We start from the raw sequence: 14,735 nt of genomic DNA on the forward strand, positions 1-14,735 counted from the left end.
TCCATTTCGGAAAAGACGACGCGTAGATTTAAAGAGATAAAGCGTCCCTCGTGCATCCAAAGGGACGCGCGGCGCTCTAGAGAACGGCCAGCATCCCGCCGTCCACATAAATGATCTGGCCATTGACGTAATCGGAGGCCGATGAGGACAGGAAGACTGCCGTGCCGATCAGCTCCTCCGGCTTGCCCCAGCGCTTCGATGGCGTGCGACCCTTCACCCAGGCGTCGAATTCGGGATTATCGATCAGCGCCTGATTCATGTCGGTCAGCATGTAGCCGGGACCGATGGCATTGGCCTGAATGCCATGCTGCGCCCATTCCGCCGCCATGGCCCGCGTCAGCATCTTGATGCCACCTTTGGCCACTGTGTAGGGCGCAACAGTCGCGCGGGCGAGTTCGCTGGTCAGCGAGCCGATATTGACGATCTTGCCGTAACCGCGGGGGATCATCCGCTTTGCCGCTTCGCGCCCGATGACGAAGGCGCTTGTGAGGTTGGTATCGATGACTCTCTGCCAGTCCACTGTTTGAAGCTCGACCATAGGCTTGCGATATTGGATACCGGCATTGTTGACGAGAATGTCCACGGCAATTCCTGCCGCGTCGAACCCGTCAAACGCCGCCTTCACCTCATCCTCAGCCGTCACGTTGAAGGCCGCCGCCTCCGCCTCGTGCCCTGCCTTGCGAAATTCCGCCACCGCTTCCGTCACGCGGGACGGGTCAGTGCCGTTAATGAGAACACGGGCACCCGCCACGGCAAGGCCTTCCGCCATGGCCCGGCCGAGCCCGCGTGAAGAGCCCGTTATCAGTGCTGTAAGACCCGTAAGATCAAAAATGGAATGGTTGCTCATCGTTTCCTCTTCAAAGCGTGCTGCGGCGAACCGTCAGGTCCGAACGTTCGAAAACCTGCGGCAACAATTCGGTGCCGAGGCCTGGTCCTTCCATTGGCAGGACAAATCCGTTCTCGATGACAGGAACATGGGTGACAAGCTCTTTATACCAGCCCGTGTAGAAAGCCCGGACCGATTCCTGGATCATCGTGTTGGTCTGCGAGAAGGAAGAATGAACGGCAGCGGCATAGGCGACCGGGCCCGTGCAGTCATGTGGTGCATAGGGCCGGTGGTATGTATCGGCAAGGGAAGCGATCTTTCGGCCCTCCGTCAGACCACCAGTCCAGACGAGATCGGTCATGACGATGCCGATGGCGCCGGACTCCAGCATGTCCTTATAAGGGAAGCGTGAACCCAGCGTTTCGGAGGCGCAAATCGGTACGCTCGTTGACGCTGCAAGCTCTGAAAGTGCCGAAACCGAGTTCATTCGAATCGGGTCTTCGTACCAGGTCGGGTCGAATGCTTCCAGTTCACGGGCAATCCTCTTGATGGTGGGCAGGTTCCACAGACTATGAAACTCCACCATGATCCGCATCTTATCACCGACCCGGGCGCGGATCTGCTCAAACGGCTTGATGGCCGCTCGAAGCTGGTCCGCTGTGATGTAACGGCCATCATTCTCGATGGCGGCAGGGTCAAACGGCCATATTTTCATGGCGGAAATACCCTGCTCCAGAAGGTTCTCCGCGAGCGCTCCCGCATCGGTCATGAAGCCCTTGAGGTCTTCGTATGGCCCCTCTGAATTGTCGCGGAAATTCCAGGTATCGACCGGCTTGATCTTGTTCGAGCGGACATAACCGTAACCCGCGCAGGTGTTGTAGACCGGGATTCGATCATGGCAGAGACCACCTAGCATCTGATGCACCGGTTGGTCGCACACTTTCCCGAATATATCCCACAGAGCAAGATCGATCGCGGATGCCGCACGGTATTCAGCACCAGTGGACGCCTGCGCCATCGGCAGGTTCACGAGCTCGCGCGCATGTGCCTCGATTCTCAGGGGATCGCGACCGAGCAGGCGTCCTGCAAGCACATCATGGATGTGGGCCTCGACCGAGCCTGCACCATAAAAGGTTTCGCCAAGTCCGATAATTCCCGCATCGGTATGGACGCGAACCCACAGCACGTTTGCGAACTCTTCGGTTCGCAACGTCTCGATAGACGTAATTTTCATTCGTTCCTCCCGTGCCGCGCCGCTGCGCGCCCGATCTCATTCCGACAAGAAGGCAAGCCTCCCAGCCAGCCTCTGAATGGACAATAATATCGCTTGTGAAATTTCACAACATGTTTTATACGACTGATACGCTGACTTTCATGACCGCGACGGGGAGGAGACCGGAGATGGCACGCAAGCAGACCAAACCCGCGCTCGTGACCGAAGGCGCTAAGCCGAAGCGGGCAAACAGAGTCAATTTCTTCGATCTTGCCTATGAGCGTATCGAGGAACTGCTGATCAATTGCGAGCTTAAGCCCGGCAGGCAGTTGACCTTGCAGGAGCTCCAGGATGCCACTGGATTGGGCCGCACGCCTGTCCACAATGCCGTTAGCCGCCTTGCAGCGGACACCCTTTTGATCGTCCTGCCACGTCACGGACTAAGGGTAGCGCCCATCGATCTCGCACGAGAGCGTCTTCTGCTGCAGTTGCGCAGAGACATGGAACGTTTCGTGGTAAGACTGGCAATCGAGCGCGCAAGCCTGTCTCATCGCAATCAGATGCTGCACATAGAACGTGCCTTGCGCGAACGTCGCGACGAGATCACGCTCGGTGAATTCAACGTGCTGGATCGTCGTATCGACCAGATCTTACTGGCTGCAGCAGACGAACCCTTTCTCGAGCACACATTGCGGCCCCTGCACACGATCTACCGCCGCATCGGTTTCATTCATCACACGATCACCCATGGGCAAGCCGATCTGTCGACGACGATCGACTGCCATTTGTCCGTGCTGAATGCGGTGGCGAACCGGCATCTGGATACAGCTCTTTCTGCCACCGATGCCCTGATCGGCTTTGTCGATTCCATGTTCGTTGAGATGGAAGCCGGCATCGATCCGAGGCTGCTTGATTGTAGCATTGAGCCGATTTTCAAGATTTGAGTGAGATCTGAAGGAGCGAGTGCGGGGCCGATACCGGTCAGAGGACAGCATAACTTTACCCAGTCCATTGAAATTTCACAAAATGTTATTGCGAATGCGGTGCTGGGAGGTGCCGCAGATCACTCAGGGAGGAACACAAATGAAAAGAGCAGCAAAGGCACTTCTCGCGGCAAGTATGATGGCAGTCATCGCCCCATGGGCGGCACCGGCATTCGCGAAGGACAAGATCACCTTCGCCGCCGCCGTCTTTGCCGAAGCAGGGCGCGGCGACCGCGTGAAGGCGTGGATACAGTCCTTCAACGCAAGTCAGGATCAGGTCGAAGTCGAACCCATTGCGATCCCCTTCTCCAGCCTCGCCAACACTGTCTTCACCCAGATGGGCGGAGGCGGCGGCCCGGACCTCATTCGCTTCGATCAGACGGATTTTTTTGCGGCCATCCCGTCGGGGCGACTCATGCCGCTCAACGATATGATCGACGACAAGGCCTATGATTTTCTTGGTCCGGATCGCTTCATGAAGGTCAAGGACGTTCGTTACGGTCTGTTGTTCGATACGACAGGCTACGCCCTGCTCTACAACAAGGACATCCTCCCCGAACCGCCGAAGGATTTCGACAGCTTCCTGGCGGCAGCCAAGGAGAAAACCAAAGACGGGACTTTCGGCTACGCCTATCGCGCAACGATGGCGGAGCGTGCGGGTTTTTGGCAGGACCTCTGCAATTATGTCTTTGGCTTCGGCGGACGCTGGAGCGACAAGGACGGGAAACTGACGCTCAACAGTCCCGACGTCATCAAGGGCGTCACCGCTTACAAGCAGGTTTATGACGCAGGCGTTACCCCGAAGGGCGCCGATGCCGCCACCTATCGTCGCATGTTCTGGGAAGGCAAGATTGCCATGAACATCGACAATGGCGGCGTAGCGGCCATATTCCATCAAAATGCGCCGCAACTGCCCTTTGCAGCCGCTCCTTCGCCCTTTCCGGACAAAGCACAGGGCCTCATCATGACGGCACTCGTCGTCAATGCCAATACGAAGCACAAGGATGCGGCCGGCACTTTCATCAAGTGGGCCTACGCGCCGGAGAACCAGAAGAGCCTTCAGGCCGCGATGGGAACCGGCGTCGGCACCAAGCTTGCCATGTCTGCTGAAGAGCAAGCCAAACAACCGTGGCTGAAGGTCTATGAGGAGCAGATGCAAAATGCTCTTCCGCAACTCGTCATGGGTCACGAGGGAAAGACGCCGGAAATCCAGCAAATCGTGCTTGAAGAGGTTTTGAAGGTCCTTCTTGAAAACGCGGACCCGAAAGAAGCGATGGATCGTGCACAGTCGCTGGTCGAGCGGCGTGTACTGCGGTGACGTGACATGCGGAGGCTTCCCATCAAGCCTCCGCAAACCCACTCGTTTCCTGATCGAGGTCAATGATGAAACGCGCCCAAATCGTTCGAGCAAGGCTCGACGGCCATCCGTGGACGCCCTATCTCTTTGCCGCACCCGTCGGCATCTACCTGCTGCTTTTCCAGTTCTATCCGCTGGTTCAGCAGTTCTATATGAGCTTCACCGCAACCGACCTTTTGACACCGGGCGTCAATCCGTTCGTGGGTTTTGACAACTATCGGTTCCTGATCGAGGACGGTGAGCTCTGGAAAGTCCTGTCGGTGACGGCGATCTATACCGTGGCCTGCGTCGTCTTTGCGATCGGCGTCGGACTGGGGTCAGCCCTTCTTCTCGATTCGCCTTTCTTTGGTCGCGGCATTGCGCGCGCGCTGATAACAATTCCCTGGGCAGCACCGTCGGTTGCCGTAGCCCTCGTCTTCACCTGGATATTCAATTCGCAATACGGCATTTTCAACCGTGTGCTGACCGGTCTCGGTCTGCCCTTCGGCGGCGAAAACTGGCTGGATGATCCCCAGCTCGCACTGCCCGCAATCCTGCTGACGACAATTTGGCAGATATTTCCGTTCTCTTCGGTTGTCATTCTCGCTGCGTTGCAGGGTGTCCCCCAGGAACTCAAGGAAGCTGCGGTCATCGACGGGGCAGATCGCCTGAACATTTTCAAGACGGCAACCTGGCCGACCATCCAGCCGACTGTGCTGATGCTGACGCTTTTCGTTACCATCTGGTCCTTGCGCCGTTTCGACTTGATCTGGCTGATGACCCAAGGCGGCCCGATCGGCGCGACCAATACGCTCGTCATAGAATTGTATCGGCAGGGCTTCGTCTACCGCGATCTCGGCGCGGCAGCGTCTATCGGCATGATCGGTCTTTCCATCGCCCTGCTCGTGACCGTCATCTATTTCAAGGTCACGCAGATGACCGAACAGGCACAGGGAAAACGCTGATGACGACGCTACGAAATGGTCAGCACCTGCGTATCCTCTCAGTTCTGTTCATGCTGGGTTTCGCGGCCTTTCCGATCTACTGGATGTTCGTCACCTCTACGACTCCCTCGTCGGAGCTGTTCGCATCCTCCTCTCGCCTGCTACCCGACTGGTCGCAACTCGGCACCTATGTCGATGTCTTCAATACGATCCCCGTCGCCACCTGGCTGAAGAATAGCTTTCTTGTTGCAGCAGGCACCACGGTCCTCAGCATTTTGCTCGCCGTCTTGCCGGCCTATGCCTTGTCACGCTTCCGCTTTGCGGGTTTGGCGCTGCTTGGCTTTGCCTTGTTTGCCACACAGATGCTGCCGGAAGCCATGCTGGTCGTGCCACTCTATTCGATCTTTGGAGACCTCGGCATGTTGAACTCGATCACGGGGCTGATCCTTGCCAACACAGCCTTCGTCGTGCCCGTCATCACCTGGATCATCAAGGGCGCGATCGATGGCATTCCCCTCGAGATTGAAGAAGCGGCACGCGTTGATGGATGTTCCAGACTGGATATCGTGCTGGGCATCGTCATCCCACTGATTGCCCCGACCCTTGCTGCCGCTGCCGTGATCTCCTTTTTCCACGGCTGGAACGAGTACGTTTTTGCCCAGACTCTCGTCAGCAGTGAGGCCCTGCGTACAGCATCGGTCGGTCTTGCAAGTTTCGTCGGTGAACTCTCCACACCCATTCACTCGGTCATGGCAGTTGGCGTCATCTACACCCTGCCAGCCATCGTCTTTTACCTCTTCGCCCAACGCTATGTGGTCTCGGGAATGACCGCTGGTAGTGTCAAAGGCTGATGGGAGCACGTCATGTCTGCTATTGAACTCAACAATATTTCGAAAAAATTCGGTGCGAAGGAAGTCATTCGCGACATTAACGTCTCCATCAATGAAGGGGATTTCCTCGTTCTGCTGGGACCATCCGGCTGCGGCAAGTCGACATTGCTGCGAATGCTGGCTGGACTGGAGAGCATCTCCGGAGGTGAGATTGTCATTGGCGGCAAGAGGGTTGATCAGTTGCCCCCGGGAGACCGTGATATCGCCTTCGTCTTCCAGTCCTATGCGCTTTACCCCCATCTTTCCGTACGCCGAAACATGTCGTTTCCTCTGCTGATGCAGGAGTTTCGTCTTTGGCATCACCTGCCCATAATCGGCGGTATGGCGAAACGCCGGATCGAAAACTCTCCCCGCGTCGTCGAAAAGGTGACGAAGATATCCAAGATCCTCGGATTGACGGAAATGCTGGATCGCTTTCCGCGTACGCTCTCGGGCGGGCAGCGCCAGCGCGTTGCACTTGGGCGCGCCATGGTACGCGAGCCTGAAGTGTTCTTGATGGACGAACCTTTGTCCAACCTCGATGCCAAATTGCGGACATCCATGCGTTCGGAGATCTCGCGGCTTCACAAGGAGATAGGCGGAACCTTCGTTTACGTGACGCATGACCAGGTTGAGGCAATGACCATGGGCACGAAAATCGCCCTGATGCGGGATGGCGTCATCCAGCAATTCGGTACTGCCCGGGAAATATACACCGATACAGCCAACACTTACGTCGCGCGTTTCATTGGCACACCGCCCATGAACCTGATCGTCACCAACAGGCGAGGCAACGAACTGACCGTTGGTTCGACCATTCTGCCACTCACACCGCCTGCGACACAGACCGCATCCGATGTCCTGCTGGGCGTCAGACCCAACGCCGTCACAGTGTCGAGCGCACCTGTCGAAGGCGCCCTGAGTGGCGACGTGGTTATGGTCGAGCACGTTGGCGCGGACTCCGTCATAGCCGTTCGCCTGAAGGATGGTCGTACCGCTCATGACGAGGATGGCGACCTTGATGCGGTGATGGTGACCGTTCCAGGTTACTGCGATCTTTCGATCGGGCAGCCGGTATGGGCCACCATCGACCTCGGTCAGGCGATATTTTTTGCAGCAAAAACGGGGGAGCGCATTCGCACATAAGCCAATGCGGTTTGTCGGCGTTGCCGGTTTTTGAATTGAAGACATAAGTGTGGGAGGAGCAGATATGTCGCCACGGATCGTTTTTCACGGTGAGAACGCCGCGTGTTTCAGCAATGATTTTGAAAAGCTGGTGCAGGATGGAGCAGAGATTGTGATCCTGCCGGATGTCCTCACGAGCGAGGCCGAAAAGGAAACCTATCGCCAGGCCGATATTATTGTCGGCGTGAAATACGATGCCTCTTTACCGAAACCGGAGCGATTGAGCCTGTTTCATGTTCCAGGCGCAGGGTATGACGCGGTCAATCTGGATCTGATGCCGAAGGGTGCCGTTGTCTGTAACTGTTTCGGGCACGACCCCGCCATCGCAGAATATATCTTCAGTGCTATTCTCAATCGTCACGTACCTCTGCGTGATGCGGACGAGAAATTGCGTCGCGGTGAATGGGCATATTGGTCCGGCTCCAGCGACCGCCTACACGGCGAGATATGCGGTGAAACGATCGGCCTGCTTGGCTTCGGCCATATTGGCAAAGCTGTTGCCAAGCGCGCCAAAGCCTTCGAAATGCAGGTCAGCGTTGCCAATCGCAGTCCCGTGGATGTGCCGGATCTGGTGGATCAGTCATTCACGCTGGACCAGTTGGACAATTTTTGGGGGACCGCGGATTTTATCGTCGTCTCGGTCCCGTTGATCGACGCCACACGTGGCATCGTTGGTGCCAGTGCTTTCGCCGCCATGAAGCCCAATGCCGTCATCATCAATGTCGGACGCGGTCCGACCATCGATGAACAGGCGCTTTACGACGCCTTGAAGACCCACAAGATTGGCGGCGCCGTCATCGACACCTGGTATGCCTACCCGACGTCTGACCAGCGGACGAAACAGCCTTCAGCGCTTCCCTTTCACGAACTCGATAATGTGGTCATGACGCCGCACATGTCGGGCTGGACCAACGGCACGATCAAACGCCGTCAGCATACTATTGCGGAAAACGTCAATCGTCGGCTGCAAGGCCGCGACTGCGTCAACATCGTAAAGGAGGCCGCCCACTAAGGGCAAGGACGTCCGGTCGTCGAAAGCCGCCCGGGAATGACAGCTCAATCAAACAAGGGAGAGAGTGATGAGCTTCTTGAAATCTTTTAAAATTGCAGCGGCTGCGATTGCGGTTTGCGCCGGAATGTTCACGAGCTTTTCAGCGAGCGCGCAAAGCGTCGATGAGATCGTCAAGCGCGGCTCGGTGAAGATTGGTGTTCTCGTCGGCGCACCACCCTTCGGCTCGGTGGACGCCCAAGGCAATCCCATCGGATATGACGCCGATGTCGCAACGCTCGTGGGCAAATATCTCGGTGTCTCGGTCACCATGGTTCAACTCACTCCTCCTGCCCGTATTCCCGCGCTGGAGTCCGGCAAGGTGGATTTTCTGATCGCGACCTTGGCCCCCACGCCTGAACGCGCGAAAGCCGTGATGTTCACCATTCCCTACAGTGCCTTCCAGGTTGGCATCTATTCCAATAAAGATACCAAGATCGAAAAGTGGGACGATCTCAAGGGCATGACGGTCGGCGTAAACCGAGGCTCGAGCGTCGAACGGGAGTTCGTCAACCGCGAGAAAGAGCTTGGCCTGACCATCCTCCGCTTCGATGACGATGCGACGACCATGCAGGCGCTGTTTTCTGGACAGGTTCAGGCAATCGCCGGGCCGGACGCACAGGCAAATGCCGCCATCCGCGCACGTGGCGATACCACAACGGAAGTGAAGTTCTTCTTCGGTATGCAACCAAATTCCATGACCGTTCGCAAAGATGCCTATGACCTTCATCAGTGGCTCAACAACACCATCTACTACATCAAGCAGAATGGTGAACTGGATGCCATTGCTCGCAAGTGGGTCGGCACTCCTCTGCCAACGCTTCCGACGTTTTAAGCAGCTTCCGGCAACCGTTTGAAGCGGCGACGCGTCCGGACATGCCAGATGGCAATAGTGGAGTGCAGCGAGGTGAAGCGCCATTTCACCTTAAACGCTCCCATCCGGACCGGAAAATTCCCGGCGCGCCTCATTAAAGGGTGCGCGCCGGCAATGGATGCTCGGGAGGACATCATCTCATGAATTTTACACTTCACTTCGAATCGGTCTTTGCCGAATCCGATCTCATCCTGCGCGGTATCGTCTTGACGATCGGCCTGTCGGCAACGGCAATCGTTCTCGGCACTTTGGTGGCAGTCATCCTCGTAGGGCTTCGAACGCTCGGCAACGGGCCAGTCCGCTTCGGCGTCGATTCCTATGTCGAACTGTTGCGCAACACGCCCTTCCTCGTTCAGCTGTTCATGATCTTCTTTGGTCTGCCGCTGATCGGCTTTCGCATGTCCGGCACCCAGGCAGCGCTCTTTGCCATGACGCTCAACCTCTCCGCCTATGCGACAGAGATTATCCGCGCCGGTGTGGACTCGATCCATCGCTCGCAGGTGGAGGCTGGAATGTCGCTGGCTCTCAGCCGCATCCAGGTTTTCCGCTACGTGATGCTGAAGCCAGCCTTTGCCAAGATCTGGCCCGCCTTGTCGAGCCAGTTTGTCCTGATGCTGCTGGCCTCCAGCATATGCTCCTTCATCTCGGTGCCGGAACTCTCAGGCGCTGCCTCGATCATTGAACAACGCACCTTCCGCAGCTTCGAAACCTATATCGTGGTCACGATCATCTATCTCGTCCTTGCACTGACGCTGAAACTAATTCTGGTGTGGCTCGGCCAATGGCTGTTTCGCCGCCGCGTGAAAGTCACCCCACCAGTGACCGTCAAGGAAGGGATCGCCTGATGTCGACATTTGGTTGGCCCGAATTTCTGTTTCTTCTGCGTGCTGCTGGCTGGACGGTGCTTCTGACAGGCATCGCCTTTGCAATCGGGTCTCTTGCAGGTGGTGCCTTCGCCATCATGCGATTGGCGCAAAATTGGGTGCTTCGGAGCATCGCTGCGGGTTACATTACCGTCATCCAGTCCATTCCGGTCTTGATGATCCTTTTCATGTCCTATTATGGACTGACGCTTTTCGGCTTTGAACTTCCACCGCTGCTTGCAGCTTCCCTGTCTTTGTCGATCTACGTCTCCGCCTATCTCGCGGAAATCTGGCGCGGCTCCATCCAGGCCGTCCCCCAGCAGCAGTGGGAGGCTTCAGCATCTCTGGCGCTGACGCGTTTCCAACAGTACCGCTACATCATCCTTCCGCAAGCATTGCGCATCTCGCTGCCGCCAACGGTCGGCTTCCTTGTCCAACTCGTTAAAAATACGTCCATCGTTTCCGTCGTCGGCTTCGTGGAGCTTTCTCGTGCTGGACAGCTCGTCAACAACGCGACGTTCAGGCCGTTTCAGGTCTTCCTCGTGGTTGCCATCCTCTATTTCGCGATCTGCTTCCCGCTGTCGCGTCTCAGCCGCTATCTTGAAAGGGTCCTTCATGTCGGTCGTAGCAATTGATCAGGTTCACAAGCGATATGGTGCGCTCGAGGTATTGAAGGGCGTTTCACTTACCGTCGACGCCGGACAGGTTGTCGCCGTCATCGGCCGGAGTGGCTCTGGCAAAAGCACCATGCTTCGCTGCATCAATGGGCTTGAACAGTTTCAAGCAGGCAGCATCACAGTCGCTGGCCACAAAGTCGAACAGGACCAGGCAAAGCTCAGAGAGCTTCGCAAAGATGTCGGCATCGTCTTCCAAAGCTACAATCTTTTTCCTCACCTGACGGTCGGTCAGAACATCACGCTCTCACCCAGGATCACGCAGGGCGTCGGACATGAGGAAGCGGAAGCGCTGGCCCGCAAGGTGCTTGCCCAGGTCGGACTTTCCGAGAAATTCGATGCCTATCCCGACATGCTATCTGGAGGGCAGCAGCAACGCGTGGCGATTGCGAGATCTCTGGCGATGCGGCCAAAGGTCATGCTCTTCGATGAGGTGACGTCGGCGCTCGATCCCGAGCTGACCGGTGAAGTTTTGCTCGTGATGGAGCAACTCGCGAAGGAAGGGATGACAATGCTGCTTGTGACACACGAAATGAACTTCGCACGTAGCGTGGCAGATGTGACCGTGTTCATGCACCAAGGCAAGATTTGGGAGATGGGACCGTCCAAGGAATTGTTCGAGCAACCGAAGACGCCCGAATTGCAGGCCTTCATCTCGGGCGGGGTCAAGTAATTCACGCCCCATCCGCTCTATCACATGATTTAGCGTAACAGGCAAAGGGGACCATTTCGAAGTCCCCTTCTGCCGGTCCGCTTTTTACTTCTATCCGCCCCAACGCATCGTCAGCCGGCCCTGGCAATTACACTCGACCAGCAACCCGTATGTTGGTCCGAGACGGCTATGTGCATTTTGTTGATCCTGCCTCTTGCAGGAGCCCAGCACGACCGGCGTGACCGAAATTGCGTTGAGTTGCGGCTTCAATTCTAGCCAGTATTTCTCCAATGCGTTCGATAAGCGTGTCGGTTATTCACCAAGTCGCTGTAGGCGACTATAGAAGGATATCATCGCCAATCCAGTCTTAGCTGTGTCTGCGGATCGAAGAGATTGAGACTCGCGACATCGACAGCAAAGCGAATGCCGTCTCCTCGCTTCCCTGAAAAGCGGGGCTCTACACGCGCAACAACCGTCTGATCACCAATCAGGGCGGTCAGCATCGTATCCGGTCCTGTCGGTTCCACCACATCGATCCTTCCGGAAAATGGTGTCACCTCATCGCCGCGCGCAATCTTGAACTCTTCGGGTCGCACACCGAGAATGACGTCTTTCTCAGACCAATTGCTATCGGTGGGACCCAAATCAAGCGCAACGCCTTGTGCCTCGAACAGCCAGCCAGAGCCGTGTTTTGCCAGGCGACCATTGATGAAGTTCATGGCTGGCGAGCCAATGAACCCAGCAACGAACATATTGGCAGGGCGCTCATAGATCGTACGCGGATCTGCCAGTTGCTGGATATGTCCACCTTTCATGACCGCCACTTTTGTCGCGAGCGTCATGGCTTCGATCTGGTCGTGGGTCACGTAGACGATGCTCGTTCCCAATCGCTCATGAAGCCGTTTGATCTCGGTTCTCATCTCGACCCTAAGCTTCGCATCGAGGTTGGAGAGCGGCTCGTCGAACAGGAACAAATCCGGATCGCGGACGATGGCGCGGCCCATTGCTACACGTTGGCGCTGACCGCCTGAGAGATTGGCGGGCTTACGGTCCAGGAGGTGGCTGACCTGCAGCATCTCTGCCGCACGTTTCACCGCTTCAAGGCGCTGATCTGCCGGCGTTCCGCGCATCTCCAGACCAAAGCCGATGTTCCGCTCCACCGACATGGTGGGATAGAGCGCATAGGACTGGAAGACCATAGCGATGTTACGGTCCTTGGGCGGCAGGTCGGAGACCGATTGCCCGCCTATGGCGATGTCACCGCTGGAGGTTTCGTCAAGTCCGGCAATGATGTTGAGCAAGGTGGATTTGCCGCAGCCGGACGGGCCAAGAAGCACCAGAAATCCGCCATCCTCCAACTCGATATCTATGCCATGCAGGACTTCGAGTGCACCGTAGGATTTGCGGACGTTGTTGAGGGAAAGTGTTGCCATGAAACTGTTCCTTTAGCCCTTGATGGCCCCGGCCGTCAGGCCTTGAACCATTGCGCGCTGAACGATTGCAAAGAGCAGCATGACGGGAAGAATGCTGAGAATGCCGCCTGCGGCCAGAACGCCCCAGGGCAATTGGAATTCCCCGACCATCAATTGAAGGCCGACAGGCCAGGTTCGAGACCCCTGCCCCGTGGTCAGCATCAAAGCGAAGATGAATTCATTCCACGCGGCGATGGCGATGAAAACCGAGCTTGCGACAAGACCGTTTCGCGCCAGCGGCAGAACGATGCGGACCATGGCGCCAAGACGCGTCGAACCGTCGATACGTGCTGCGCTTTCAAGCTCCTTGGGCGCGGCATCGAAGAAGCCTTTCAGCATCCAGACGAACAGCGGCAGCAGGAAGCTCGTATAGGCCAGCGCCAGGCCAAACCTGCTATCGACCAACCCCACCGTCCTCATCATGACGTAAAGCGGAATGATCATCATCACTGCGGGAAACATGCGGACCAGCAGGTATCCCAGCATGATGTTGTTGCGCCCGCGGAAGGTGAGGCGCGCGAAGGCGTAGGCCGCGAGCGTTCCCGCCACGACACAGATCGCGACCGTGATGGTGGTGACGATCAAGCTGTTGGTAATCAGCACTGGAAAATTCGACTGGGTCCAGATCGCCACGTAGTTTTCGAATGTGACGTGCCGGGGAATATACTGCATCTCAGAGGTAACGATATCGGCCTCCGGCTTCAAAGACGTCAGGAACATCCAGACCATCGGCCCAAGACAAAACCCTGCCAGGGTAAACAGAACGACATAGGTCAGAATGTCGCCCGCCATGCGCCTTTGGCGTTTGCTTTTAAACATCGCTCATTCCTTCGTGATGCGCGCCAGGCGGATGTAAATCGTTGCAAAGACCATGAGGATGAAGAACATCACCACGGACAAAGCACCCGCATAGCCAAAATTGAAGTCGCGATACGCTGTCTGGAAAGCGTAGAGCGAAAGGACTTGCGTGGAATTGCCAGGCCCTCCGCCGGTCAGAACCAGCAGAAGATCAGGCGAGTTCACAAGGCTGATGACACGCAGGATCACGGCAGCTGTGATGACCGTCTTCAACATCGGCACAGTGATCAATCTGAACTTGGTAAAAGCGCCTGCGCCGTCCACCGCGGCTGCCTTGTACAAGTCTTCCGGAATACCTTTAAGGCCAGCGAGAAAGAGAAGCGCGAAGAACGGGAAACCGTGCCAGGCCTCGACGAGGATTGTTGCAGCCAAAGCGGTATTCGGATCTGCAAACCAAGCCTTGTAGGTGCTCAAGATACCGAGCCGGACCAGAATATCATTGATGACGCCAAGACGCGGATCGAGAAGCAGCGCCCACATATGTCCGGCAACAACATTGGGAAGAAAATAGGGAAGAAGAATGAGGATGCCGAAAATCTTCGTTCCCGGCAGGTTGCGGTTCAACGCGAGGGCTGCAACGAAGCCCAGAGCCATTTCGATCGTCACCGCTGCGACCACCCAGATCGCCGTATTCTTCAGCGAAATCCAGAAAACGCGGTCCGACATCATCGCAGCATAGTGCTTCATCCCCACCCAGCCGTTAAGGCCTGGTCGTGTCAGACGCATCTCGCGGACACTGATGAAGAAGCCATAAATCGTCGGATAGGCGACGACGAGAAAGAGTAACAGAAGGCTCGGGAGCAAAAGAAGATACACCCAGTATCGCGTCTCCGAGATTTCTCCGAGGCTGCTGAGAAACGGGCGTCTGGAATGTGAGGTCATGAACATGCGGCTTGGACGCCGTCCCTGCTTGGCGCGCGGTACGCTTGGACGTCCCG

Annotated in this window: 16 protein-coding genes; 11 read left to right on the plus strand and 5 right to left on the minus strand. The window is 56.7% G+C overall.

Annotation, left to right across the window (positions count from 1 at the left end; genetic code table 11):
- Window positions 1-76 precede the first annotated feature (76 nt).
- Both ACTJKV_RS18745 and ACTJKV_RS18750 read right to left on the minus strand, forming a co-directional pair.
- Window positions 77-847, minus strand: coding sequence for an SDR family oxidoreductase (locus ACTJKV_RS18745; RefSeq protein ID WP_440599282.1), 771 nt, complete (start codon window positions 845-847; stop codon window positions 77-79).
- Between the two features lie 10 nt (window positions 848-857).
- On the minus strand, window positions 858-2,060 hold the full coding sequence (locus ACTJKV_RS18750) for a mandelate racemase/muconate lactonizing enzyme family protein (protein WP_113273517.1): 1,203 nt from the start codon (window positions 2,058-2,060) through the stop codon (window positions 858-860).
- 167 nt (window positions 2,061-2,227) lie between these two features.
- On the opposite strand from ACTJKV_RS18750, the gene ACTJKV_RS18755 reads away from it, so the two are divergent.
- The 11 genes from ACTJKV_RS18755 (at window position 2,228) to ACTJKV_RS18805 (ending at window position 11,810) form a co-directional block, all read left to right on the plus strand.
- On the plus strand, window positions 2,228-2,983 hold the full coding sequence (locus ACTJKV_RS18755) for a GntR family transcriptional regulator (RefSeq protein WP_113179053.1): 756 nt from the start codon (window positions 2,228-2,230) through the stop codon (window positions 2,981-2,983).
- Between the two features lie 139 nt (window positions 2,984-3,122).
- Window positions 3,123-4,340 (plus strand): ABC transporter substrate-binding protein, encoded by a 1,218-nt coding sequence (locus ACTJKV_RS18760; protein WP_440599283.1) that lies wholly within the window; start codon window positions 3,123-3,125, stop codon window positions 4,338-4,340.
- A 65-nt stretch (window positions 4,341-4,405) separates the two neighbouring features.
- Window positions 4,406-5,323, plus strand: a complete 918-nt coding sequence (locus tag ACTJKV_RS18765; RefSeq protein ID WP_440599284.1) for a carbohydrate ABC transporter permease — start codon at window positions 4,406-4,408, stop codon at window positions 5,321-5,323.
- Window positions 5,323-6,153 carry a carbohydrate ABC transporter permease gene (locus ACTJKV_RS18770; protein WP_113179055.1) on the plus strand — a complete coding sequence of 277 codons (831 nt, stop codon included), beginning with the start codon at window positions 5,323-5,325 and terminating at the stop codon, window positions 6,151-6,153. Before ACTJKV_RS18765 ends, ACTJKV_RS18770 begins: the two co-directional genes overlap by 1 nt.
- A 12-nt stretch (window positions 6,154-6,165) precedes the next feature.
- Window positions 6,166-7,317 carry an ABC transporter ATP-binding protein gene (locus ACTJKV_RS18775; protein ID WP_440599285.1) on the plus strand — a complete coding sequence of 384 codons (1,152 nt, stop codon included), beginning with the start codon at window positions 6,166-6,168 and terminating at the stop codon, window positions 7,315-7,317.
- A gap of 64 nt (window positions 7,318-7,381) precedes the next feature.
- On the plus strand, window positions 7,382-8,368 hold the full coding sequence (locus ACTJKV_RS18780; protein WP_440599286.1) for a 2-hydroxyacid dehydrogenase: 987 nt from the start codon (window positions 7,382-7,384) through the stop codon (window positions 8,366-8,368).
- Between the two features lie 67 nt (window positions 8,369-8,435).
- On the plus strand, window positions 8,436-9,239 hold the full coding sequence (locus tag ACTJKV_RS18785; RefSeq protein ID WP_113261275.1) for a transporter substrate-binding domain-containing protein: 804 nt from the start codon (window positions 8,436-8,438) through the stop codon (window positions 9,237-9,239).
- Between the two features lie 179 nt (window positions 9,240-9,418).
- Entirely contained in the window at window positions 9,419-10,123 is a 705-nt protein-coding gene (locus ACTJKV_RS18790; RefSeq protein WP_440599287.1) for an amino acid ABC transporter permease, read from the plus strand.
- Window positions 10,123-10,776 carry an amino acid ABC transporter permease gene (locus tag ACTJKV_RS18795; RefSeq protein WP_440599288.1) on the plus strand — a complete coding sequence of 218 codons (654 nt, stop codon included), beginning with the start codon at window positions 10,123-10,125 and terminating at the stop codon, window positions 10,774-10,776. The genes ACTJKV_RS18790 and ACTJKV_RS18795 overlap by 1 nt, the downstream gene beginning before the upstream one ends.
- Entirely contained in the window at window positions 10,757-11,488 is a 732-nt protein-coding gene (locus ACTJKV_RS18800) for an amino acid ABC transporter ATP-binding protein (protein WP_113267302.1), read from the plus strand. The genes ACTJKV_RS18795 and ACTJKV_RS18800 overlap by 20 nt, the downstream gene beginning before the upstream one ends.
- A 193-nt stretch (window positions 11,489-11,681) precedes the next feature.
- On the plus strand, window positions 11,682-11,810 hold the full coding sequence (locus ACTJKV_RS18805) for a helix-turn-helix domain-containing protein (RefSeq protein ID WP_440599289.1): 129 nt from the start codon (window positions 11,682-11,684) through the stop codon (window positions 11,808-11,810).
- Between the two features lie 7 nt (window positions 11,811-11,817).
- On the opposite strand, the gene ACTJKV_RS18810 is transcribed toward ACTJKV_RS18805, so the two are convergent.
- From ACTJKV_RS18810 to ACTJKV_RS18820, 3 genes are read right to left on the minus strand one after another with little or no spacing between them, the layout of a single operon-like run.
- Window positions 11,818-12,900: an ABC transporter ATP-binding protein gene (locus tag ACTJKV_RS18810; protein ID WP_440599290.1), complete on the minus strand. Its 1,083-nt coding sequence runs from the start codon at window positions 12,898-12,900 to the stop codon at window positions 11,818-11,820.
- 12 nt (window positions 12,901-12,912) lie between these two features.
- Window positions 12,913-13,758 (minus strand): carbohydrate ABC transporter permease, encoded by an 846-nt coding sequence (locus ACTJKV_RS18815; protein ID WP_112956843.1) that lies wholly within the window; start codon window positions 13,756-13,758, stop codon window positions 12,913-12,915.
- Window positions 13,759-13,761: 3 nt separating this feature from the next.
- Window positions 13,762-14,679, minus strand: coding sequence for a carbohydrate ABC transporter permease (locus tag ACTJKV_RS18820; protein ID WP_112956895.1), 918 nt, complete (start codon window positions 14,677-14,679; stop codon window positions 13,762-13,764).
- Between the last annotated feature and the right edge of the window lie 56 nt (window positions 14,680-14,735).

Origin of the sequence: Agrobacterium sp. 22117 (assembly GCF_052045735.1) — a bacterium.
In the GTDB taxonomy this organism is placed as follows: Bacteria; Pseudomonadota; Alphaproteobacteria; order Rhizobiales; family Rhizobiaceae; genus Agrobacterium; species Agrobacterium cavarae.